General features: G+C 37.2%; 18 protein-coding genes. 8 read left to right on the top strand and 10 right to left on the bottom strand.

Annotated features, from left to right (window positions below; translation table 11 throughout):
* Window positions 1-40 precede the first annotated feature (40 nt).
* The 8 genes from ACQKMI_RS20960 to ACQKMI_RS20925 all read right to left on the bottom strand — a co-directional run bounded on the left by ACQKMI_RS20960 (window position 41) and on the right by ACQKMI_RS20925 (window position 10,497).
* A complete protein-coding gene (locus ACQKMI_RS20960; protein WP_427492047.1) occupies window positions 41-1,153 on the bottom strand; it encodes an amidohydrolase in 1,113 nt (370 codons plus the stop codon).
* 424 nt (window positions 1,154-1,577) lie between these two features.
* Window positions 1,578-1,721: a hypothetical protein gene (locus ACQKMI_RS20955; protein ID WP_427415084.1), complete on the bottom strand. Its 144-nt coding sequence runs from the start codon at window positions 1,719-1,721 to the stop codon at window positions 1,578-1,580.
* A 188-nt stretch (window positions 1,722-1,909) separates the two neighbouring features.
* Window positions 1,910-4,234, bottom strand: a complete 2,325-nt coding sequence (locus tag ACQKMI_RS20950; protein ID WP_427492045.1) for an InlB B-repeat-containing protein — start codon at window positions 4,232-4,234, stop codon at window positions 1,910-1,912.
* A gap of 353 nt (window positions 4,235-4,587) precedes the next feature.
* Window positions 4,588-6,627, bottom strand: coding sequence for a TRAP transporter permease (locus ACQKMI_RS20945; RefSeq protein ID WP_427492043.1), 2,040 nt, complete (start codon window positions 6,625-6,627; stop codon window positions 4,588-4,590).
* The gene (locus ACQKMI_RS20940) at window positions 6,624-7,139 is read right to left on the bottom strand and encodes a DUF1850 domain-containing protein (protein WP_427492041.1); all 516 of its coding nucleotides are present in this window, start codon (window positions 7,137-7,139) and stop codon (window positions 6,624-6,626) included. The genes ACQKMI_RS20945 and ACQKMI_RS20940 overlap by 4 nt, the downstream gene beginning before the upstream one ends.
* 164 nt (window positions 7,140-7,303) lie before the next feature.
* On the bottom strand, window positions 7,304-8,296 hold the full coding sequence (locus ACQKMI_RS20935; RefSeq protein ID WP_427492039.1) for a TAXI family TRAP transporter solute-binding subunit: 993 nt from the start codon (window positions 8,294-8,296) through the stop codon (window positions 7,304-7,306).
* Window positions 8,297-8,982: 686 nt separating this feature from the next.
* Window positions 8,983-9,534: a superoxide dismutase family protein gene (locus tag ACQKMI_RS20930; RefSeq protein ID WP_427492038.1), complete on the bottom strand. Its 552-nt coding sequence runs from the start codon at window positions 9,532-9,534 to the stop codon at window positions 8,983-8,985.
* Between the two features lie 156 nt (window positions 9,535-9,690).
* On the bottom strand, window positions 9,691-10,497 hold the full coding sequence (locus tag ACQKMI_RS20925) for a 3D domain-containing protein (RefSeq protein WP_427492036.1): 807 nt from the start codon (window positions 10,495-10,497) through the stop codon (window positions 9,691-9,693).
* A 269-nt stretch (window positions 10,498-10,766) separates the two neighbouring features.
* Between ACQKMI_RS20925 and ACQKMI_RS20920 the strand changes: the two genes are divergently transcribed.
* Window positions 10,767-10,949, top strand: a complete 183-nt coding sequence (locus ACQKMI_RS20920) for a putative motility protein (RefSeq protein WP_427415091.1) — start codon at window positions 10,767-10,769, stop codon at window positions 10,947-10,949.
* Between the two features lie 44 nt (window positions 10,950-10,993).
* Window positions 10,994-12,118 (top strand): response regulator, encoded by a 1,125-nt coding sequence (locus ACQKMI_RS20915; protein ID WP_427492034.1) that lies wholly within the window; start codon window positions 10,994-10,996, stop codon window positions 12,116-12,118.
* A gap of 566 nt (window positions 12,119-12,684) precedes the next feature.
* Here ACQKMI_RS20915 and ACQKMI_RS20910 read toward each other — a convergent pair.
* Complete coding sequence (locus tag ACQKMI_RS20910; RefSeq protein WP_427492032.1) at window positions 12,685-13,665, bottom strand: diguanylate cyclase; 981 nt, start codon at window positions 13,663-13,665, stop codon at window positions 12,685-12,687.
* Window positions 13,666-14,166: 501 nt separating this feature from the next.
* On the opposite strand from ACQKMI_RS20910, the gene ACQKMI_RS20905 reads away from it, so the two are divergent.
* The 5 genes from ACQKMI_RS20905 to ACQKMI_RS20885 all read left to right on the top strand — a co-directional run bounded on the left by ACQKMI_RS20905 (window position 14,167) and on the right by ACQKMI_RS20885 (window position 22,001).
* Window positions 14,167-17,208: an ATP-binding protein gene (locus tag ACQKMI_RS20905; protein WP_427492031.1), complete on the top strand. Its 3,042-nt coding sequence runs from the start codon at window positions 14,167-14,169 to the stop codon at window positions 17,206-17,208.
* Window positions 17,209-17,622: 414 nt separating this feature from the next.
* Complete coding sequence (locus ACQKMI_RS20900; protein WP_427492029.1) at window positions 17,623-18,312, top strand: response regulator; 690 nt, start codon at window positions 17,623-17,625, stop codon at window positions 18,310-18,312.
* The gene (locus ACQKMI_RS20895; RefSeq protein WP_427492027.1) at window positions 18,309-19,289 is read left to right on the top strand and encodes a sensor histidine kinase; all 981 of its coding nucleotides are present in this window, start codon (window positions 18,309-18,311) and stop codon (window positions 19,287-19,289) included. Before ACQKMI_RS20900 ends, ACQKMI_RS20895 begins: the two co-directional genes overlap by 4 nt.
* Before the next feature lie 116 nt (window positions 19,290-19,405).
* Window positions 19,406-20,167: an ABC transporter ATP-binding protein gene (locus ACQKMI_RS20890; RefSeq protein WP_427492025.1), complete on the top strand. Its 762-nt coding sequence runs from the start codon at window positions 19,406-19,408 to the stop codon at window positions 20,165-20,167.
* Window positions 20,157-22,001, top strand: coding sequence for an FtsX-like permease family protein (locus tag ACQKMI_RS20885; protein WP_427492023.1), 1,845 nt, complete (start codon window positions 20,157-20,159; stop codon window positions 21,999-22,001). Before ACQKMI_RS20890 ends, ACQKMI_RS20885 begins: the two co-directional genes overlap by 11 nt.
* 705 nt (window positions 22,002-22,706) lie before the next feature.
* Here ACQKMI_RS20885 and ACQKMI_RS20880 read toward each other — a convergent pair.
* Complete coding sequence (locus ACQKMI_RS20880) at window positions 22,707-23,147, bottom strand: hypothetical protein (protein ID WP_427492021.1); 441 nt, start codon at window positions 23,145-23,147, stop codon at window positions 22,707-22,709.
* A gap of 247 nt (window positions 23,148-23,394) precedes the next feature.
* Between ACQKMI_RS20880 and ACQKMI_RS20875 the strand changes: the two genes are divergently transcribed.
* Window positions 23,395-24,033 carry a YfbR-like 5'-deoxynucleotidase gene (locus tag ACQKMI_RS20875; protein WP_427415099.1) on the top strand — a complete coding sequence of 213 codons (639 nt, stop codon included), beginning with the start codon at window positions 23,395-23,397 and terminating at the stop codon, window positions 24,031-24,033.
* Window positions 24,034-24,104 lie beyond the last annotated feature (71 nt).

Genomic DNA, 24,104 nt, shown 5'->3' with positions numbered 1-24,104 from the left:
ACTATATCAAAGAAATTTTGACATAGCTCTCTCGCGATCATTATTCGTATTCAGGTTTTTTCTCTAACACACAAGCAAGTACTTTCGCAGCATCCATTAATGCACTTCGTTCAAAAGTCATTTTTGGATGGTGTAATCCGGGCGTTAAGTTCGCACCAATACCAACCATCGTTGCTTTTAATTCAGGCTTTCTAACTGTGTAAAAATGGAAATCATCACTTCCAGGCGTTGTAATTTCCCCTGCTAGATGCTCTTCCCCAAGTGTTTCAATAATCGCGTCTTTAGCCATACGCGCGGCAACTGAAGAAACCTCAGCACCAGGTGTGAAATCTATCCATTTCCAGTCCATATCAATCTCAAACTGCTGTTGGATCGAGTTTAAGCCAAACTCAATCCGACTACGAAGCAATTCTAGTTGGTTATTATGTTGCGCTCGAATATCCATCGAGAAGCTCGCAGTTCCTGGAATAATATTTGTACTACCACCATCAGCAACAATCTTCGTTAGCTTTGCAGAATGAGGCTCGAAAGGTGATAAATGTATGCTATTGAGCATTTGTTGGACGGCCATAATCACATCGATTGCATTTTTCCCTTGATGAGGTCTAGCACCATGGGCATCAGTGCCTCGTATTGTTCCTTCTAAAAAATAAGCTGCCCCATGATGGATAGCAGGCGAAACCTTGCCAAGTGGTAGCTCTTCAATTGGTCTTAAATGAACACCAAACAAATGCGATACCCCATCAACAGCTCCGCGCTCGAAGGCTGCACAAGCTCCATTTCCAAGCTCTTCAGCAGGCTGGAAAATAAATCGAACGCGATGTTGCAATGGTCGATCTTTCAGCAGTAATAAAGCGCCAAGTACCATCGTTATATTGGCATCGTGCCCACATGAGTGGTTTGCTCGCCACTCCCCATCCACTTCCTGCCATAAAGCATCTATATCTGCACGTACAGCAACAATTTCATCACCTGTACCAATTTCAGCAATTAGCCCTGGAACATCTCCTAACAACCGATAGGATACGCCAAACTCATCTAAAATCGATGCGATCTTTTTTGTAGTCTCAAATTCCTTCCAACTTACCTCTGGGTATTTATGAAAATGTTCAAACCATTGGTAAATTGTTTTCTCTAACACTGCATTTGACATAACGACACCTCTATACGCATTTTTGTTTCCCATTATACATGAAACGATTTCTTAAAAGTACATATGGATTTAGACCTATATATATGAAAAATAAAGATATTTTATTAATATAACTTCATACCGATCATCTTTGGATCCACCATAGCGTGTGGTTGATTTCCGTTCCGACTGGGCTCTTCGATGTTGGTCACGAAGGCGTTATCACAGGATGTGATGGTTTTAGCCTTCGTTCCTCTATCGCTGATCCCCAAGGAGTCGCCCAGTCGTAACGAAGATCAACTTATATATGGCAGTTTTAGCAAATGTCATCCACAAATTTTGGTGATTAGCCTCATTATTTTTTACTTATTTTTTGGTAATATATTCAAAAAAAGGACTGTGTTAAAAGTAATTTCTACCTTTAGCACAGCCCCTCAAATAAATATTATAAACTTGTAAAAAAACCTTCTGGATATTCTTCATAATGTACCATTGTTAGTTGCTCCCCATTTTTTTCCTCTTCCATATTTAGCTCCATTTCCTGATCCATTAAATACGTTTCAAATTTTGAGTTAAAAATTTTTTTCATGTAATCACCTCCTTGGTTTATTTAATTGAATTTTCTGATAAATTAATTATATAATGATCTTTGTAAAAAAAGCAATAAACGATGCTCATTATGCATAAAAAACATAAAACCAATCTACTTTTTAGATTAAAATTCCATCAAAAAAAGAGATGTATCAAATTATGATACATCTCCCCTCATAGTAAAGCTTATAAACCAAGTGCTCGGTACATAATCGCCGTAAATTCTGCGCGTGTTAAGTTTTCATTCGGTCTAAAATTTCCGTTTTCATCACCTAGTGCAATGTTATGGTCTGCTAAAGCGGCAATATAACTATTCGCCCAGTGTGATGGGTCGACATCCTTGAATGTACTATTGCCTTCTGGCGTTAAGCCAAATGCAAACACTATCACTTTTGCCATTTCGGCGCGTGTTATAGAAGCATTTGGTCGGAATGCTCCATTTGAACCATCCACGATACCCGCTCGTTGTAGACGCGTAATTTGTTCATAATTCACATGGTTTTTAGGGACATCCGAAAAGGATTCAACGTCTCGAATTGGTGCTGGTTGTAATGCACGGTCAATCATAAGCACTACGTGTTGACGTTGAATCATATCATTTGGTCGGAAAGTGCCATCTGGAAAACCTATAATAATGCATCGCTCGGCAACTTCTTTAATCATATCTTGTGCCCAGTTTTGATCAATATCCTTGAAAGTAATGTCACAGCCATGGCTTTCCTTCATCCATCGTGCATACAGTGTGAGGTCTTCTGTAACGACATCTTTTGCAAAATCCCATGCTTTTGTGAATTTTTTATTTTTATACCAGCCGATAAATAGGTAGCCTTCCTTCTTCGGATTAGAAGGGGCTTTCACTAAAGCTTTATACGGCACTGTTTGCGAAGGAATTTCACTACCTCCGTTTGAATCAAACGTAACTATATAGTCCTTTGTCCACTTCGCATACAACGTGGTGTCTTCAGTTACCTTACCTTTCGCAAAGTCCCATGCATTGTTAAGCCCTACCTCCTTATACCAGCCATCAAATTGATAGCCTTCTTTCACTAGAGTAGATGGGGCTTTCACGAGGTCGTTATAACCGACTGTTTGTGACGGCACTTTGCTTCCACCATTGGAGTCAAAGGTAATTTTATAATTGGATGAACCTCCGCCAGAGCCTCCTGAACCTCCTGAACCACCACCCGACGTGTTATCCTTTGTCCATTTCGCAAACAACGTAACATTTTTTGTCACTACGTCTTTTGCAAAATCCCACGCCTCTGTTAGACCGTTGTCTTTATACCAACCCCCGAATGTGTATCCCGCTTTTACTGAAGTGGATGTGGCTTTTATTAATTCACCAAATCCTACAGATTGGGATGGAACTTCACTTCCGCCATTGGCATCAAATGTAACGACATAGCTTGTTTTCTTCCATTTAGCATAAAGTGTGATATCTTTTTTCACTACATCTTGATCGAAATCCCATAACTCTTTCAGTTCTTTATCCTTATACCAACCTTCAAATAAGTAGCCCTCCTTCATCGGATTCGACGGAGCTTCCATTTTTTCGTTATATGCTACCACTATCGACAGAACTTCACTTCCTCCATTGGCATCAAAAGCAACATCATAATGGCTCCACTTTGCATAAATTGTCATTGGTTCTACTACTGAGTAACTCCAACCTTTTGTAAAATCCTCATCTTCAAACCAACCCAAAAACGTTCTTCCTTCCTTTTTTTGTGGATTGAATGGAGAGTTTTTTTCAGTCCATTGGAAATTATGTGAACCATTAAACGTTACAAAATCAAGACTGTTATTATAAAAAGCATTACTTTTAATCTCTGTAACACTTTCTGGAATTTCTACTCTCGTTATTGGATTTCCATTGAAAGCTGAATATCCTACCGATGTAACACCCATCGGAATCTCTATACTTGTTAACTTATTATTATTAAACGCAAAGTCCTTTATAGTTGTTACGCTAGATGGAATCTCTACGTTTGTTAATTGATTATTTAAAAACGCGGCCGACTCTATCGTCTTAACGCCTTCAGGAATTTTTACACTTGTTAATTGATTATTAAAAAACGCACTTTGCCCTATCGTTCTAACGTTCGATGGAATATCCACATTCGTTAATTTATTACTAGAAAATGCAAGTTCCTCAATCGTTATCACACTCGGCGGAATCTTTACACTCGCTAGACTCTTACCAGAAAATGCACCATTCCCTATTTCTATAACGGGTTTGCCCCCGAGTTCATCAGGAATATTAATATAATCCTTTGATATACCAAAATAATGCTTTATAATAGCAACACCATCGCCAAGATCCTTTATTATAAAAGCATCTTCTGGTGGTGGTTTATTTTCATCATCCTTTAGAACATTTTCATCTTTTAAATTTCTCGATTGTACAAAATCAGTTTCATTATTGCTTATTGCATGAACAGATAGATTACCCAATGACAATTGAGAAAAGACTAAAAGTATGATCATTAAAAGTAAACTCGCTTTTTTCATTTCGAAATCTCCTTTCAACTCATTTAATATAATAAAAGTTAGCTACCTTTAAATAGCTAACCTTTATTACAATTATCAACACTAACAATCCTCACAAAGGCATGCAAATCAACTTTTTCTGGTTTTTGAACAAATTTTGATAATCGATTTTATTGACAATTAAGTGCACAGTTATGTATAAGCTTTTTATTCCACTTTCGTGTTTCAACTACAAAAGAAAAAGAATCTGCTCGTTCCTGCAGCTTGTAAGTTAAGCAAATTCCTGTAGACACTACAAGACATGCACTTACTAACTCAGAAAATGAGCAGATTCTTTTAATATTATGTCGGTCCTAAGCCCTTTTACTTCTTACTTACGCTGTAACACTTGTTTTACTATTTTGATTGTCATCATCGTTACCTTTATTTTGTGTTACGTATTGGATAACAAACATTGCAATAAAGATGGCTAAACCTGCCCAATCCGAGAATTTTTCTGGATAGATAAGAAGTAAACCAGCTGCAATCGCAATAATGCGTTCAAACCAAAGCATTTTGCGATACCAGTAACCGATTACTCCCGCACCTATAGCTACCATTCCCGTAATGGCCGTGAAGACTACCCATATAATTTCAGGTATAGTTGTATCTATCATTAACAATGCAGGTGAGAATACAATCATATACGGAATAATAAACGCCGCAATAGCAAGCTTTGCTGAGTTTACCCCTGTTTTAATCGGATCTCCACCAGAGATTCCTGAAGCCGCAAAAGCAGCAAGTGCAACAGGTGGTGTTATATCAGCAATAATACCAAAGTAGAATACAAAGAAGTGTGCCGATAATAAAACGACTACTGGTACTAATTCCTGTGGTGTATTCGGTGATAATAATGCCACGATTGCCGGAGCAGCAATTGTTGATGTAATTACATAATTAGCTGTTGTCGGTGCCCCCATCCCAAGAATTAAGGAAGCAATCATTACAAAAACTAGCGTTAAAATAATACTACCACCCGCTAATTCTACTAAACTATTCGCTAAACTTAAGCCTAGACCTGTTTTCACAACAACACCGACGATAATACCCGCACAAGCTGTTGCTGCTACGACACCAAGTGCCGTACGAGCCCCTTCAACTAATGCATCAATAATATCTTTTGGTTTTAAACGTGTTTCCTTATTAAACATCGCAACACCAATAGAAATAATAATACCGTAAAGCGCTGCATGCATTACCGGTGTACCCGTTAACATTAAAATGATAATTGCAACGATTGGTAATAGAAGGTAAATTTTCTTAAATACCTCTCGACGATTTGGCATCTGATCATCACGTAAACCTTTTAAACCTACGCGCTTCGCTTCGAAGTGAGTCATAATCCAAATACCTGTAAAATAAAGCAATGCAGGTATCGCCGCCGCCTTGGCAATATCCCAATACGTAATTCCGCGACCGATAAATTCAACCATTAAAAACGCTGCTGCACCCATAATCGGAGGCATTAACTGACCACCTGTAGATGCCGCCGCCTCAACTGCACCCGCAAACTCTTTACGATAGCCCAGTTTTTTCATCATCGGGATTGTATAGGATCCAGATGTTACAACATTCGCTACGGAGCTTCCCGAAATCGTACCTTGAAGTGCACTAGAAAATACCGCCACTTTTGCAGGACCACCAATTAATTTACCCGCAAGAGATACCGCTAAATCATTAAAGTATTGACCAACACCTGTTTTAACAAGGAATGAACCAAAGAGTAAAAACACAAAAATGAATGTGGCAGAAACACTAATTGGTGTTCCAAAAATACCATCTGTCGTGAAATACATGAGATTGACAATACTCTCAAAATCTTGTCCTCTATGTGCCATAAAATCTGGGAAGTATGGTCCGAAATACGCATAGATTAAGAAACATATAGCAATGATGGTAATCGGTAACCCTACTGCACGGCGAGCTGCTTCAAGCACTAATACAACCGCTATGAGACCTACAATAAAATCTGTTTGTGTAATGGTACCATTACTATTAACAAGCTCTGAATAGTTCATCGTCCAATACGAACCTACTACAATAGATAGTACCGCTAAAATATAATCAAACCATGCGATCTTATTTTTTGCTGCTTTTTTTCGAGCTGGGAATAGTAAGAAAATTAAAGTTAAACCAAAACCTAAATGTATCGTACGCTGAATTTGCGCTGCAAATTGGCCATAAATTGCTGTGTAAAGCTGAAACAATGAAAATGCTAGAAGTCCAAAGAAAATGATATGCTTCATAACGCCCGATACCGTTCGTACATTGGATTCAATATCATATTTCTCAAGTATGGCTTGCTGCTCTTCCGCTGATATTTGTTCGAATTCTTCTTTTTTTACTTCGTCGTTTGATTTATGCTGTGTTGTCATTTCATCCTTACTCCTTTCCATTGTTCATAAAGCGATAAACGCTTCAACTCAAATAAATAGGACTTTCCCCTTTGCAAATCTTTTTTTAAATCGTATTCATAATTCTCGTAATCTAATACAAGATCTAAATCTAAATCGCCTATATAAATCGTAAAATTTTCTATAACCTCATTGTCAAACTGCAAAAAATATTTACCATTTCGTTCTGTTAATGTTTGATTTTCCTCTGCATAGCTTGGCATGCCGATCGCTAAACTTTCATACTCCATCCCTAGCATTTGAATACTTGTTCCATCTACACATTTATAATGTTCGAGTACATCCGTTTTATGAATAGAGTGAGTGTATCTAATATCAAATGTATCCTCAGTTGTAAGTGGTATATAATGCACTACCGGGTCATTTATACGTGTTTCCGTAAATGCGAATACCTTTTGAAGAGGAAGAAAAATGACCATACTAAAGCAAATACATAAAAAAGCTAACACAATAATTAATTTTCTCTTTCGCACTACATCTGTTCCCCCACTTAAAAAGCTATTCGCTATTACTCACGATTTAGACTTAACGGAAGAAAAGAGACTCGAAGCTTTACGCAATCCGAGCCTCTTCGTATTTTTAAAAAATAACTTTTCACCCGCCTGATAAAACCTACATTCAAGCTCCAAATGTTCTGTTATTTCTTTTCATCAAAGTATTTTTGAGCACCTGGGTGAACGTCAATACTAATACCTTGTAAACCTGTCTCAGCTTTGATAAATGCCCCTTTAGGATGAGAAATTTTACCCGCGTTATCATAAATAGCTTTTGTCATTGAATAAACAACATCTTCTGAAAGATCTTTTTTCACCGCTAGCATTGCGAGTACCGAAACTGTTTCAGTATCTTTTGCAAGACCATAGGTACCAGCTTTTACTGTATCTTTTGCATAATAAGGGTATTTAGCAATTAACTCATCCGCTTTACCAGCGTCCATACCGATGATATTTACTTTAGTTGTTGCATTCAATGCCTCGACAGCAGCTGTTGGCGTACCCGCAGTAATAAACGCTGCATCGATTTGGCCAGATTGAAGACCGTCAGTAGACTCACCAAAATCAAGGTTTTGTGCTTTGATATCATCCATTGTTAAACCATGAATTTCAAGTAATTGTTCAGCATTTGCGTAAGTTCCAGAACCTGGCGCACCTACAGAAACCTTTTTCCCTTTTAAATCAGCGTATGATTTAATGCCCGATGCTTCAGTCGTTACTAATTGTACTGTTTCTGGATAAAGTGCACCTAACGCAGCAATTGTATCGATTTTTTTACCATCAAACATCATTGTTCCTTCAGTAGCGTAATAAGCAATATCTGATTGTACAAAGGCAATTTCACCTTTACCATCTTGCAAAGCCGTCATGTTGGCAGCAGATGCTTGAGATACTTCAGCAGTTGTTTTAATGTCTGTTTCTTTAGAAATTAGATCAGCAAACGTTCCACCTAGTGCATAGTAAGTACCTTGTGTTCCACCTGTTAATAAGTTCAAAAAGTTCGGCTTATCAGATGCTGTCGAATCACCCTTATCCGAGTCCTTTGAACCTGATCCGCTATCAGACCCACATGCAGCTAAAATCAATAGCGCAAAGGCACTTAATAGCATTAATAGCCTGAATTGTTTTTTCTTCACAGTAACCTTCCCCCTTGGTTAAAAATAATAATCTATTTAAAATTAGCAAACATAGTATAATAATGTCAATCTATTTATTGTAAATTCAGTCTTTTATAATTATACCACTTTCCTCAAATACCCAACATTTCCGCGTTAAATTAATAACTTCTTAACACCATTTTTTTCTACATTAAGCTATTAAATTCTTTTTCCAAGAAAACAATTTTAATTTTCAAATGTATAAAAAATGCATGTTCGTTGTCGAAGTAACCATTTATTCCTTCTTTAGCTTTGTTAAAAAGAATACTATGTATACAAGTTGATTGGAGTGGAGGCTGGGCGACTCCTCAGGGATCAGCAATAGAGGAACGAAGGCTAAAACCATCACATCCTGTGATAACGCCTTCGTGACCAACCTCGGTGCTGCTGCCGCTACGTTAGCACTACGCTTTCGCGCAGAAAACATCTGTTGGCCCGAGACCCTGCAGCGAAGCGAAGCGGCTCATCGGACGCCCCCAGGAAGCTTTGCTCTGTGCGAAAGCGTAGCGACAGCAACAACAAAGCGCCCAGCCGGAACGGAAATCAACCCTACGTTATGATGACGATTTATTTCAGACATTAATCATTTGTTGTCGATTTTTACCCTTAAAACAAAAAAACTGTATCTAAAGTGATTTACTTCAGATACAGTGGATTCATTTTCCTTATTGAATAATGCCACAAGCCATTCTAGCACCAGAATTACCGGAAGGATCTGTTTTATAATCATCCTCAGATTCATGAATGATTAACGTAGTGCCCCCATCACGTAACAATGAGTTGGCAGCATTTTTTTCTAATGTTAGCCCTTCAGCTAAAAAAGTCAAATCCACTTTACCATCTTCTCCAACTTCTAAATTTGGAAGATCTCCTAAATGATATCCTTTAGGATTAAGCTTCCCATGCTCTTTACTCGTTGGATTAAAATGAGGACCTGCTGATTCAAACGTTGGTGGTTCACATTTCCCAACGGAATGAATATGAATGCCATGTATTCCTGCTGGCAATCCTGATAGTGCAAGTGTCATCTTAACCCCATTACCCTCTTCCTCAAAATATGCATTGCCATAGCTTTCATTATTTTTACCAATTACTTTCGCGGTTGCCGTTGCTGCAGAGTTCGCATTTACTGCCACTTTTTGCTCTTTCTTTTCAAAGAAACCACAACCACCAACAAAAACTAATAAAGAAATCATTATTATGCTCATTTTTTTCATGAAAATCCCTCCTCTTTCTGATGGTTTCCAACAATCCTTCCACTTATGCAATTTCAATGAGGATTTTGCGAATTATTGATTAAGGAGTAAATTTTGTAAAATTTAAACAATACAAAAAAGGATATCTCCATTTCAAGGGATATCCTCCAACTTACATTAATCTAAAATTTTTACAGTGACATTTTTGACGCCCCACTGGCGAGCTTGTCCCTCGGTAGGAATAAATACATCAATTTTATTGCCTTTTATCGCTCCGCCAGTATCTGCTGCAATTGCTTCACCATAACCTTCTACCCAAACCCTAGTACCAAGAGGAATTACACGTGGATCTACAGCAATTACCTTTAAGTTTGGATTGGATCTTATATCTGTTCCATTCGCAGTAATCCCTGAACATCCTGGACAATACGCTGTATAGGCTGTAGCCCGCATTGTTAACGTTTTGCCCGAACCCGTTGGAGCACTCACTGCATTTGCGCTTGATGTTGCTACTTTATTATTACTTGAAGTTGTTACTTGCTTTTTACTTGATGTCGTTGCAACTTTTTTAGGTTTGCTTTCGGACGTTTTAGGTTTTGCCGCAGATGCTTTGATAGCCAATGATTCACCTACATAAATTACATCAGATGCAAGGTTATTCCATTCTTGCAATTCTGCCACTGACACATCATTCACACGTGCAATTGAAAATAAAGTATCCCCGGCCTCGACAAAATGTTGGTCTTGCTTTGAATTATCTTTTTTCGTTTCGACTAAATCTAAACTTTGCTCTGGGTAAAACCATTTCGCTTCTGCACCAATCATTGGCTCATAATCTTCTAAAGTTAAATTGTAAATTTTCGAGATTCCCCATAATGCGTCGAATGGCGTAAAAGTGAGTTTGTCCTTTGCAGATGACGGACTGGCAAATAAACTTAATCCCAAGGTCAATGTTACAGCTAAAGCTAAAGCTTGTTTTTTCATATTTTGTAACCTCCACATATTATTATTTCGCAGTCTTCTGCTAGCACACTAGAGTTAGGCTTTTAATGCTAGAGAATACAAGCAATAATTCAGGACAACAGACCTGATATTACGAATTATTGCTAAAAATTCGGAAAAATATACAAGTTCAATTATATTTTTGGTAAACAAACAATTTTATGGAGGAAATATTAGAACTCTATTTGCAATCTTTATATGTTGGAAAATCAGTGCTTTTATCCGATAATATGGTAAAGGAGGAATGTAGAGTGGAAATTAATACAATCATGTCTTCTCAGATGATGGAGCTACAACATACTGTGCAAATGAGTGTTATGCAAAATGCGCTCAATCTAAATACTGCAGCAGCGGTTGAACTATTAAAAGATCTGCCACAACAGCAAGCGACCATACATCCGTATAAAGGGTCAGTCATTGATATTTCAATTTAACCTACTTCACTGAAAATTTTAACATTGGAAAGTTGGTGCCCATTTTGATTCGAGCGATAGTAATGGATGATGAGCCATTAGCTCTTATAAACATGGAGAAAAAGTTAAAGGAATTTAATTCAATAGAGGTCGTTAAATCTTTTACGACTGTAAAAGGTTTGCTTTCAGAGGGGCCAAGCTTAGATTTCCAAGTAGCCTTTTTAGATGTTGAAATGCCTGGCATGAACGGCTTAGAGATTGCACAACTTTTAAAAGAATGGAACAAAAACATTTATATCGTATTTGTCACTGCTTATCGGGACTATGCTGTACAAGCATTTGAAATTCACTCCACTGACTATTTATTAAAGCCTATTTCAAAAGCTCGTCTAGAGACAACTATTAACAGAATCCAAGAACTCCTTCAACTAGAAAACAAACCGAATTCTATAGAAATACGAAATAAACCCGCACTTACAATACAATGCTTTGGCGGATTCGTTGTTTTACATAATGACAAAGCAGTCCATTGGAGAACGCTTAAAACAAAAGAATTATTTGCCTTTCTTCTTTCCAATCTTAATAACCATGTGCCTCGTGATACAATCATCGAAGCTTTATGGGCAGATACAGAATGTAAAAAAGCAAGAGTGCAGTTACATACAACAGTTTCCTATCTACGCACTACGCTTTCAACATTGGGCTATTCAGAAGTCATACAGTATGCAAATGGCGGCTATATTTTGCAATTAGGGGAATTTCAATGTGATGTTCATGACTTAGAGCATATTTTAAATGGTAAAACGGAGACTGGAAAGATAGATGTAGAAAGAGCTGAGTCGTTCATACAAAACTACCAAGGTGAATTTATGACCTCATTAGATTATCCCTGGATTACTAGTAGAGCAAATTTTATGAACAACAAATTTACTCTTTTACTTTATGATTTAATAGAGCACTATACAGCAATTCATGATGTAAAAAAACGAGAGCATATATTACTTTTAACAGTAGAACATAACCCATATTCTGACAAAACCATCCAACAGCTAATGAGGCACTATATAGAAGTTGATAATCGAGCAGGTGCAGTAAAGGTTTACAATACCTTTAAAAGTACCTTGATAGCGGATCTTGGTATTTTACCAGAGCAAGAAACAACCGAGCTGTTGAATAATTTTAATCTATAAAAGGCATCGAGAAGATAACTCTCAATGCCTCAGCTTATTGCAAAAGAATAAATATAAACTAAGGTGTATCACTATAACAAAGGTTGATTTCCACTCCGAGTTGGCGCTTTCCGCGGGCTTGGCTTCAATCTCCTCGTCACTACGTTCCTGCGGGGCTTTCAGCGCAAGCTCATCCCGCAGGAGTCGCCACTCTCCGTGAAAAATCAACTGTTCTTCATCATTAATATGGGTAGACACAATCTGACCAAAAGAATATAGCTATGATTAACATACTAATAAGATTCAGCCTAATTGATAATAGTTTTATTGAAATTTATGCCATGTATATAAGTTGATCTTCGTTACGGCTGGGCGACTCCTTGGGGATTAGCAATAGAGGAACGAAGGCTAAAACCATCACATCCTGTGATAACGCCTTCGTGACCAACCTCGGTGCTGCTGTTGCTGCGCGAAAGCGAAGCGGCAGCGACAAAGCGCCCAGTCGGAACGGAAATCAATCTCACGTTATGATGATGAGATATTAATTGTAAAAGCAAAAATTTATTTTTTTGAATTTGGCTGATATTTTATTTAATGATTCTTTCAGACAATTCTCCGACGACACAGACGCAATTCCTTCCTGACTGCTTCGCCTTGTATAGAGCCTGGTCTGCAATTTTAATTATCTGATTAGCCGTCTTGATATTTGCTGTAAATGCTGTAATTCCAGCAGACATTGTAACATGCCTTCCATCTACAGTATCTAACATTGCCTGCTTAATGCGTAAATTCTCCGCTAACGCTAAAGCTTCATCTATTGTCGTCCATGGCAATATCACCATAAACTCTTCCCCACCGTATCGAAAGCACAAGCCCTGTTGCTCAATATTCTCTTGCATATGATTGGCGAAAGCTTTTAAAACTTCATCCCCTACAATATGCCCATAAGTATCATTAATACTTTTAAAGTCATCTAAATCTATTAAAACAATTGCATGTGGCACTTTATTGATGATTAACTCATTTAAAATTTGATCCATCCTTCTACGGTTAGGAATTCCTGTTAAGGAGTCTACATTCAGCTGATTCGTTAAATCAACTATTTTGCTTTCTGAGCTAATCGCCATGTTTTGCACTACTTTTTTTAACGAATGTGCTTCGTAAAACCAGTCATTAATTTCTTCAAACTTCTGTATTTCTTCTCTCTCCACGCTAGTAGAAAGCTCTTTTAAAGGTCGTGCAATTTTAGAAGCAAGCCATACAGCTAATACAAATACTATGACTAATCCTACTAATGAAGGTACGATTATACTTTTTATCAACGCGGTAAGTGAAACTACTCTTTCATCAAGTAACTTGTCAATCACTCGCGCCACATCAGGCTCGATCGATTTATCTTGATTTGGTTCTCTTAGTTTTTCTTGTACGAAGCTCTCGGTGATGACGGACATTTCCTTCACATAATTTTCCTGCATAACAATTTTATTTTGCATAAGAATGTCATTAAAATTTCGATAGCTACCCCAAATACTAATACTAGAAGTCGCAAGTACAACAATTACCGTCATACTAACAATAACAAACGATAACTTCAACTTGAATTTACCCACAATAGATCATTTCTCCCAATGAGATTTAATTCCATCATCATACGTCACACCTCTTAAAGAAAACTTAAAACTAGAAAATATAGATTTATTATTAATTGATATAAGGATTTTTTCGTTTTTTTACTATGTGCGCACATTTTCAGCTGGTTGTAGCAGAGTGCTACTCTACTCCCGCGGGAAAGCGAGGCAGACGAGCCCCTACACGGAGCGAACGTTTTCTGTGCGAAAGCGCAGTGCAACGTAGCGACAGCAACATTGTTTTTTCTGTGCGAAAGCGCAGTGCAACGTAGCGACAGCAACAACAAAGCGTAGGAAGGCGAGTAGCCCGGAGCGGAATTCAACTTTTTCTGATCAGTCTGAAAGCTTTTCTTTTTTTAAATTTCTTATTTCCATTTTCTAAATTTCATGGCATGGTAAATATAGGCCTTTTAATACAAGAAGAAAATTTTGGAGGTTCTTATGTCTCTGTTAAAAAAAGCGACTATACGACATTCGCTTTTCATTATTTTAATTTTTATAGTTCTTACTACACTTCGTTTACTATGGCTTGCCTATTTTCTCCCTTCCAGTGAACAATCGATTGCCCAGGAAGGTGTATTTGATTTACGGGAACATCAGCTATCCGATAAAGAAGTTCTTAACTTAGATGGGGAATGGCTCTACTATCCCGGATTATTAATAGATCCGATAAACACTGATCACAACAAGTCTCTCCAATCATTTGAACAAGCTACCCGGGTGATTCCCATGCAAGATCATGAGGCAACTGCAGAACGATACGGTACATATCGTTTAAAAATCTTACTCAATGACAATGCTCCCAAAGATAATCGTTATGCCGTTGAGATCCCTTCAGTATCAACCGCTTCAGCATTATATATTAACGGGAAGCTGGTTGAACAGTCAGGAACTGTAGCTACTGATCCACATAGTCATAAAGGTCAAACCGCACCTTATACGTTTTACTTTACAAATGAGCAGCCTGAAATTGACTTACTTTTACATGTATCTAATTTCGATACATCGGCAGGCCCTATCATTGATAAAAGAATTTTATTTGGTTCTGCTGCAGCTATGGCAAATCACCAATTGATTAACAATTTATCCCTTGCCACAATCTCAATAACGCTACTATTATTCGCACTTTTTAGCAGCCTTGTGTTTTTGTTTATTTATCTAAAACCAATTGTTTTACTGTTTACGATAGGCTTTCTTTTACCTTTAGCAGATGAATTAATTTCATATGATCAATCCATGCTCAACTGGTTACATCTCGATTATGTATGGACATTTAAGCTATCTACTATCATTTATCTCGGGGCTTCTTTTTTCTTTGTTCAATTTATGCGTGTTTTACTAGTTAAATATCATCATGCTAAATGCTTTCAGTGGCTCTTTGCTTTCTACGCCCTTTCAGCATTTTTCACTGTCATCTTACCGATAAATTGGTTATACACAATAATTTCCCTTTACTTTATACTTTATGTCATTCCATTTTTATCTGTAGTAGTACTCGCTTTAAGAGAGTATCTTGAAAATCAAAAACAGAGTACTGCTTTTATAGCACTGACGGCTCTCGGAACAATGAACGGCATCATATGGGGGTATATCAAATTTATCTGCGCTTTTGATATACCAATGTATCCTTTCGATTATTTATTTATCATTCTCGGTTTTTCAGGTTATTGGTTTAAACGTTTTTTTGAAAATAAAGAGCAGATTAATCAATTGATTGCTAAATTACAAAAAGATGATGCTTTGAAAGATGAATTTTTATCCAGTAGCTCACAAAAGCTATGGGATCCTATGAATAAAATGGTTACGTTAGGACAGTCCATTTATGATAATCCAAACAATAAGCTTATGGCTGATGATAAACAAAACCTAAAGCATCTCATTGATATCGGGAGAAGTATGTCCTTTACATTAAATGACATACTAGATTTCACTCGTTTAAAGGAAGGTAATTTGCATCTCCATAAAAAGAACGTTAGCGTCCAAAGTATAGTTTATGGCGTTTTTGATATGTTACGCTTTATAACAAGTGAAAAACAAATTCAAATGAATTCAACGATTCCTAGGTCATTCCCTAATGTAGTGGCCGATGAAAATCGATTGATTCAAATTCTTTTTAATCTCCTACACAATGCCATTAAATATACGAGTGCAGGATCTATAAAAATCAGTGCCCATATAGAAAATAATATGGCGGTTATCCATATTCATGATACTGGGTCAGGAATGGATGATGATATCCAAAGTCGTCTATTTTCCCCTTACGAACAGAGAAATGACAATAATGATGGAATCGGTCTCGGGTTATTAATTTCAAAGAAGCTCATCGAATTACATGGTGGAACTTTGCAAATCCATTCTATCCCTAACAAAGGATCGGATGTCTTTTTCACCTTATCGCTAGCAGAGGAAAACGTTAATGAGGAGCAAGCCTATATAGAGGAAGAGGACATGCATCTTCCTATTGAAGAAGATAATTCATCACCGACAATGGAAAAACAATTTAAAATTTTAATGGTCGATGACGATCCTGTTAACTTAACAATTATGCGTAGCTTATTTGCAACTACAGAATATGCTGTTACTACGGTTACTAGCAGCGAAAAGGCATTAGAATTGCTACCGCAAGATGATTGGGATCTAGTCATTATTGATGCGATGCTCCCTTATATATCTGGCTATGCATTAATTGAAATCATTCGAGAACACTACTCATTGCTTGAATTACCTGTCTTAATACTAACGGCTCGTAATTGTTCCGAGGATGTTTATACTGGTTTCGCCCATGGTGCAAATGATTATGTGACGAAGCCTATTAATTCTTTAGAGTTAAAGGTAAGGAGTAGAGCCTTAATCGATTTAAAATATAGCATCAATCAACGACTACATTTGGAAACAGCTTGGCTTCAGGCCCAAATACAACCTCATTTTTTATTTAATACATTAAATTCAATTGCATCACTTAGTACGATCGATACAGATCGAATGATTGACTTAATGCATCATTTTGGTGAGTATCTACATGCAAGCTTCGATGTGCGAAATTTACAGCGAGTAGTACCACTTAAGGATGAGTTAGAGCTAGTACGGTCATATCTCTATATTAATCAGCAGCGTTTTGGAGACTTACTAAACATCGAATGGGATATTGATGACACTATCAATATTGAAATTCCCCCTATCTCCTTACAAACTTTAGTGGAAAATGCAATTTGTCATGGTGTATTAAAACAGGAAGAAGGCGGTACAGTTTGTATCCGTATAAAAGATTTTCCGGATCATGTTGCAGTAAGTGTTATAGATGATGGCGTTGGGATCGATTCAAGTATATTAGATGAACTACAATCCGGTAGCCATTCGCCAAACTCTGGCGTAGGTCTACGTAATACGGATTTACGTCTTAAAAGGATTTACGGACAGAGGTTACAAATTAACAGCACTCTAAATGAAGGAACAACTATCACCTTCCACATTCCAAAAAAATAAATGAAAGAGGTCACCACATTCCCAATTGGGTTTGTGGTGGCTCTTTTTTATACTTTCAAGTTACAATTACTATATTCAATGCAGAATATTAATGGATTTTTTAAAATCAGGGTACATTAAAAACATATAAAGTAAGAAGAAGGCTACTCAGCATAACGTGGGGTTGATTTCCGTTCCGACTGGGCGCTTTCCTGGGGGCGTCCGATGAGCCGCTTCGCTTCGCTGCAGGATCTCGGGCCAACAGGATGTTGGTCACGGAGGCGTTATCACAGGATGTGATGCTTTTAGCCTCCGTTCCTCTATTGCTGATCCCCAAGGAGTCGCCCAGTCTCCACTCCAATCAACTAATATACGTCGTCATATATAATAAAGCATCCATTTTTCGATAATATTCAATAAAGAAAGGTCGATACTATGTACAAAATTTACATAATAGAGGACGATATCAATATTTCAAATATTATTGAGGAGCATTTATCAAAATATCAATTTGAATGCTATACCGTCCAACAATTTAATCATATAGCAGAAGAATTTCAAGCTATTCATCCCCATCTCGTTGTTATGGACATTAACCTACCAACCTACGATGGGTACTTTTGGTCGCGCAAAATCCGTCAGCTATCCAACTGCCCTATTATCATTGTATCTGCTCGTGTGAACGATATCGATCAAGTATACGGTATTGAAAATGGTGCCGATGATTTTATCACGAAGCCCTTCTCACTAGATGTGCTTATGGCAAAGGTGAATGGTCTTATTCGTCGTACATACGGAGAGTATGCTTCCTCCGAATCTAATTCAATATCCATTGCTAATACAACATTAAATTCTAATACAGTTCGTCTTTACACCGAGAAACACGAGAGCCTGTTAACGTTAAAAGAGATGCAGCTTAGCACATTACTATTTGAAGCTTATCCTAATGTTGTTCCACGTCAAAAATTGTTAAGTGCCATTTGGGATGATGAATCCTTCGTCGAAGAAAATACTTTATCTGTTAATATTGGCCGATTACGCAAAAAATTCGAGGCGATCCAATCTAGACTCGAAATTAAAACAATCCGTGGACTTGGTTATCAATTAGTGGAGGCTGAAGAATGAAGCTTTTCTTTCGGGATCATCTAAGTGTAATCATTCTTTATTGTGTAAGCTTTTTATTATTACCCTGGATCATTCATTCATTGGACGATTTATCTGCACACTATCTTTATTTTATCTTTCTCGTTTGCTTCCTATTTACTGTTTGGTTGATTGGACGTTATTATCGCAGAAGAAAGCTCTATGCTCATTTACAGAAAAACACATTAACAACCGATGACCTCCATCTGTTTGAACCACAGGCCATGATTGAGCAAGCCTATAGCCAAAAACTACGACAAATGCAATATCTATACTTAACACAGCAGCAACATTTAGAGGAGCAAGGAAAGGAAAAGCAGCTTGTGATTTCACATTTTGCTCATCAAATGAAAACGCCATTGTCAGTTATTCAACTGATTGTCCAATCTAATACAAATAGCCAATCAGAGCACTTGCAAACAATTGATCATGAATGCGAAAAGCTGACGTTTACCCTCAATCAGCTACTAACTTATGAACGGACATCCAATCTAGTGGCTGATTTAAAAATAGAAGCACTCTCATTAAAAGAGCTTACGAAGGAAGTTGTTAACGATTTAAAGGATTATTTCATTGCCAAAGAAGTTTTTCCAAAAGTGATGGTTGTTGAAAATACTATTATTTATTCGGATCGTAAATGGTTAAAAGTCGTGCTTTATCAAATCATCAATAACGCCATTAAATATAGTGAGTCTGAAAGCTCTATTCAAATCATTTATGATGAGGCTACTTTACGCATTAAAAACTGTGGAGAAACGATTCCCGAGAGTGAAATTTTGCGTGTCTTTGATTTATTTTATACAGGGGTGAAAGGAAGAACGAGCGGTGAAGCAACAGGTATAGGCTTGTATTTAGTGAAAAAGATTTTGACTGTTTTAGAGCACCCTTTTACTTTACAATCCTCTGAGTGCATCACTACCTTTTCTATAGACTTTTCAAATAGCGCGAAAAAATCATAATTGTAAGCCCCTAATATGACAAAGCTGTCATATTGACGTCATATAGCCAAATAGGTAAAATGCCTCTCCTTCTTTATACTTAAGCTATTCAATCGAAGTAAGGGAGTTGTTCAAAGATGGGAAGCTCAATCCTACAAGTAACCAATCTGCAAAAAGAATATATCGGCGAGATCACATATAAGGCATTGAAAGGTATAGATTTTCAGCTTGGTGAGAACGAATTCGTAGCCGTTATGGGGCCTTCAGGAAGTGGGAAAACTACATTTTTAAATAGCGTGTCAACAATCGATCGCCCTACAACTGGCGAAATTCTTATAAATAATAGAAATCCTTATTCTTTAGATGATGAAGAACTTGCAAAGTTCCGTCGTTCAGAATTAGGCTTTGTCTTTCAAGATTTTAATCTTGTCCACACATTAACGGTGAAAGAGAATATTTTATTACCGTTAACTTTAGATAGCTTACCTGCCGATAAAATGCAGCAACGACTTAAACATGTATCTCAATTTCTCGGAATTGAAGAACTTCTGCCAAAGCGAATTTACGAAATTTCCGGTGGGCAAAAACAACGTGTAGCTATTGCTCGCGCGGTTATTCATGAACCAAGTTTATTATTGGCAGATGAGCCTACAGGAAATCTCGATTCAAAGGCAGTAAATGATGTCATGCACTTATTTAGTTCTATTCATACTGAACTGAAAACTTCCATTTTAATGGTTACACATGATCCTTATGTAGCAAGCTTCGCCAATCGTATTATATTCATTAAGGATGGTATATTATATAACGAAATTCATCGTGGCCATAATCGCAAACAATTTTACCAGGGAATCATGGACACACTTGCTTTTTTAGGTGGTGGACAGCATGAGCTTTAATCATATCGTTGTTCAAAACATTTTACGTGATAAATGGACCTATATTTCGTATTTCCTTAGCAGTATGTTCTCTATCATTATTTTCTTTTTATTTACAGTCATTGTGTTTCATCCGAGTCTTGCAAGTTTAGATCCCGACTCAACACTTGGCCTTGCATTAATGTTAGCGAGTTTGCTCGTTTATTTGTTTTCTTTTATCTATATCGCCTATTCCATCATGGCCTTTTTAAAGAAAAAAACAAAAACACTAGGTATTTTTATGATTACTGGTGCGTCAATGAAACAAATTCGTACGTTAGTCTTTCGTGAAAATATTCTAATCGGTGTCATGGCGATTATTACAGCTATTATTCTCGGGCTTGTCATTGCACCTCTCTTCTTAATGGGTGCCAAGGTTGTTTTAAAGGCAGAAACTTTCAGTATGTATTTACCTATTAAAGCAATTGGTTTAACGATTGGTTTATTCCTTGTATTATTCGTTGTGATTTCAAAAATAATGACAAGACTTATTAATAAAGAAGCGTCCATTCAACTATTAAAAAGTGATGCTGCTATTGAAAAATCGATAAAACCACATTATCCTTTATTATTCATTAGTATTATTATTTCTGCTGCTCTAGCTTATTTATTAAAAATCAATCCTGACATTGTAGAGAGCCTCGGAGTTCTTTACTATACAGTGTTTTTCGTTAGTATTCTTTCTACAATTTATTTAGTCATCTCACAGGGAATGCGCTTCCTGCTAAAAACTTTTGAGAGATCGTCAGCCTATATGCAAAAAACAAATATGCTACTGGCCTCCAATCTCAATGCGAAAATGAAATCGCACGCAAATATGCTATTTTTAATCACACTCTTATTAAGCGGTGTCTTTTTAAGTACAAGCATTTTATTTAGCTCTTACTATAATGTTAAAAAGGATAGTGAAGAAAACTATCCTTACAGTTTTCAATACATTGCAGATCCTAAAGCTGACGCAAGCAAGGTAGCTGCGGATATTGCATATCTTGAAAAACAATTGTCCACAGTGGATTCAGAAAAATATTTCATTGAATTTAAATCAAATATAGATAAACGACTCGGTTATATGTCAGTTTCCAATTATAATCTGTTGAAAAATCAAAAGGTTAGCTTAAATAACGATGAATTTATAGCTGTTGCTGGCAATCGTAAACTATTGCCAATAACGAAAACAGTTGAAGATCATTATCTCAAGAACCTTAAACTTACTTCTGTTGATGAGCGAAACTTATTATCCACTGGCTTCCAGCAAACATATTTTATTGTGCCAGATCATCTTTATAACAGTATAGATTCCCCTGTTTATAAAACTTATTTATTTGAACTAGACAATTGGACAACACATACAGAACTTGCGAAAGAAGTTAGTGGGAATATGCCGTCTATATATGGGGAGCGTTATGTAGCTTCAAAAATCGAATTGTATGACGTAGAGATGTTCACAAAAAGTGTTATGTTTTTTATCGGCTCTATGTTGAGTCTGATTTTCTTAAGTGCGGCTATGAGTATACTCTACTTTTATTTACAAACGACACTTCTTCAGGAAAAAGAAAAGTATGTAGGCATACGAAAACTTGGTCTATCTAAAAAAGAGTTATTCACAGTTGTTTCTAAGGAGCTGGCCATCCTTATATTTGTACCATTCGCGATAGCCATTACGATGTTATTCGCTACCCTATTTGCCATGCGAGCAATGGTTTCAACAGCATTTTTACAAGTCTCTATGGTGAGCTCTTTATGCTTCTTTGTCCTGTTCTTCGGTAGTTATATATTTATTCGCAAAAGCTATTTCAAACGCTTGCTTAGCAATTGATGAAAAACAAAATTAAAGGTGATCTTTGAGAATGTTGTGGCACATTGAATGAAGGTGATTTCCGTTCCAGGCTACTCGCTTTCCTGTGGGCGAGCGTCGAGCCGCTTCCTCCGCTGCGCTCCGTGCAGGGTCTCGCCTGTCTCGCTTTCCCACGGGAGTCGAGTAGCCTTCCACTCCAATCAGCAATAGCGTAGAACTTTTATAAATTTTATTCATTTCAAAAGTGAACACTATTGCTACTTACCTTAATCTATAGTAAAGACTTATAACAGTGACGCATTTGTACCGTCATTGCTAATGTTTCGTTTCGCACAAGAGTGCTGTAGTTTCGTTTTATATTAGAGTGTCGCGCCAAAAGATACTCGCTATGTGAAGTGGTTGATTGGAGTGGAGACTGAGCGACTCCTTCGTGACCAACATCGTGTTGGCCCGCGACCCTGGAGCGAGCAACGCGAGTGAAGCGGCTCATCGGACGCCCCCAGGAAGCTTTGCTCTGTGCGAAAGCGAAGCGACAGCAACAAATGTTTTCTGTAGCGAAAGCAAAGCGGCAGCTACAAAGCGCTCAGTCGGAACGGAAATCACCCCCTCGATTTGCCGAAGAGTCATACCTTTATTTAATATGGCACCTTACCTTATTTCATCGACATAATAGTTTATTAAAAATATCAAAAAATCGCACTCCTCTCAGAGTGCGATTTTTATTCTTTACCAAAGTACAGGCTTTGCTACCATTAGCCATAACATAATTAGCAATAACAAAATGTACATCCATGCTTTGCGATGTAACAATGAAGCAAATTTTTGCTGGTCATAAGCAGGTGTATCAAATGTCTGTAAAGTCGGTTTGAACGCCCTTGCTAAAAAAACAATGGAGGCCAACATCACGAGAAATGTAAGAACAATCCACGAAGTACTCCATTGATAGCCGGCATGCCACATTAATAAAATACCGGATGCAACAAGAACATGCCCCGAATGCTTGACGATCGTAATTGCTCCTTTAAATGCCTCAATATATGGTGACATTTCTCCATGAGATGCTGTACGCATTTTCTTAACAATTGTTAAAACAACGAACAAAGGCCCAATCGAAAGAACAGCACTTAAAATATGTATGTAAAGAAGAAGTGTATAAATTGAAATCATGGTGCGTACTCCCCTTTTCACGGAATCAGAAAGGATTTCTTTGCGCTAGCACAAAGCCGATTCCGGACGCAATTATGCCGAGGCATAATTGATTCAGTCCCCCCTCATTATAGCATTCAACCTAAGCGCGCTTTATCGCCAATTGTGAATCCTTTGTAAACGGCAAATTGAATCCTTGTTAAATTGTTTGAAATTTGTACAAAGAGGGTATGGATTATAGTAACATGCACATATAGAACAAAAAGGAGTGATTTTTATAGGTATTCATCAATTTTTTACAAGTCTTAATGATTTAGAGCGTATTATTCGATGCCCTGGACGCTTCAAATTTGAAGAGCATAATGTGGCTGCTCATTCATGGAAGGTATCACAGTATGCGATGTTTTTTGCCACACTTGAGGAAATGAATGGAGCTACGATAAATTGGAAATCATTATATGAAAAAACCATCAATCACGATTTTGCTGAAGTGTTTATCGGCGATATTAAAACTCCAGTAAAGCATGCGAGCCCAGAGCTAAAAAAAATGCTTGCACATGTGGAAGAAAAAATGATGGAGAAATTTATTATTGATGAGATTCCACAAGAGTTTCAGGCTGTCTTCTTTGATCGCATGAAAGAAGGTAAGGATAAAACTACAGAAGGTCGCCTACTTGAGTTTGCTGATAAGCTTGACCAATTTTATGAGGCCTTTGCTGAATTAAAACGCGGAAACACAGATAAAGAATTTGTGCATATGTATCAATCAGCCCTTTCTAAGATTTTAACCATTCCTCTTGAAGCGTCGGTTCACTATTTCCGTACTGAAATTCTGAAGGATGCTGTGAAGGAAAAAACACATATTGATATTCAAGCTTTGACAAATGAAGTATTAACATCAAATTAATAGGTGCATGTACAAGTTTTCCGAACGAATGAACTCGCGGAAGGCTTTTTTTATTTTCTCCAAAAAGTCGT

Origin of the sequence: Lysinibacillus sp. NPDC097214 (genome assembly GCF_050277945.1) — a bacterium.
In the GTDB taxonomy this organism is placed as follows: domain Bacteria; phylum Bacillota; class Bacilli; order Bacillales_A; family Planococcaceae; genus Lysinibacillus; species Lysinibacillus xylanilyticus_B.
Note: the sequence above shows the minus strand (reverse complement) of the source record. Positions and strands in the feature narration are given on the sequence as shown.

Bases quoted from the DNA above. Each gene is read 5' to 3' on its own strand.
- ACQKMI_RS20955 (WP_427415084.1), bottom strand. From the start codon at position 1,721: ATGAAAAAAATTTTTAACTCAAAATTTGAAACGTATTTAATGGATCAG.
- ACQKMI_RS20950 (WP_427492045.1), bottom strand. From the start codon at position 4,234: ATGAAAAAAGCGAGTTTACTTTTAATGATCATACTTTTAGTCTTTTCT.
- ACQKMI_RS20960 (WP_427492047.1), bottom strand. From the start codon at position 1,153: ATGTCAAATGCAGTGTTAGAGAAAACAATTTACCAATGGTTTGAACAT.
- ACQKMI_RS20910 (WP_427492032.1), bottom strand. From the start codon at position 13,665: ATGACGGTAATTGTTGTACTTGCGACTTCTAGTATTAGTATTTGGGGT.
- ACQKMI_RS20900 (WP_427492029.1), top strand. From the start codon at position 17,623: ATGTACAAAATTTACATAATAGAGGACGATATCAATATTTCAAATATT.
- ACQKMI_RS20895 (WP_427492027.1), top strand. From the start codon at position 18,309: ATGAAGCTTTTCTTTCGGGATCATCTAAGTGTAATCATTCTTTATTGT.
- ACQKMI_RS20890 (WP_427492025.1), top strand. From the start codon at position 19,406: ATGGGAAGCTCAATCCTACAAGTAACCAATCTGCAAAAAGAATATATC.
- ACQKMI_RS20925 (WP_427492036.1), bottom strand. From the start codon at position 10,497: ATGAAAAAACAAGCTTTAGCTTTAGCTGTAACATTGACCTTGGGATTA.
- ACQKMI_RS20905 (WP_427492031.1), top strand. From the start codon at position 14,167: ATGTCTCTGTTAAAAAAAGCGACTATACGACATTCGCTTTTCATTATT.
- ACQKMI_RS20885 (WP_427492023.1), top strand. From the start codon at position 20,157: ATGAGCTTTAATCATATCGTTGTTCAAAACATTTTACGTGATAAATGG.
- ACQKMI_RS20945 (WP_427492043.1), bottom strand. From the start codon at position 6,627: ATGACAACACAGCATAAATCAAACGACGAAGTAAAAAAAGAAGAATTC.
- ACQKMI_RS20930 (WP_427492038.1), bottom strand. From the start codon at position 9,534: ATGAAAAAAATGAGCATAATAATGATTTCTTTATTAGTTTTTGTTGGT.
- ACQKMI_RS20880 (WP_427492021.1), bottom strand. From the start codon at position 23,147: ATGATTTCAATTTATACACTTCTTCTTTACATACATATTTTAAGTGCT.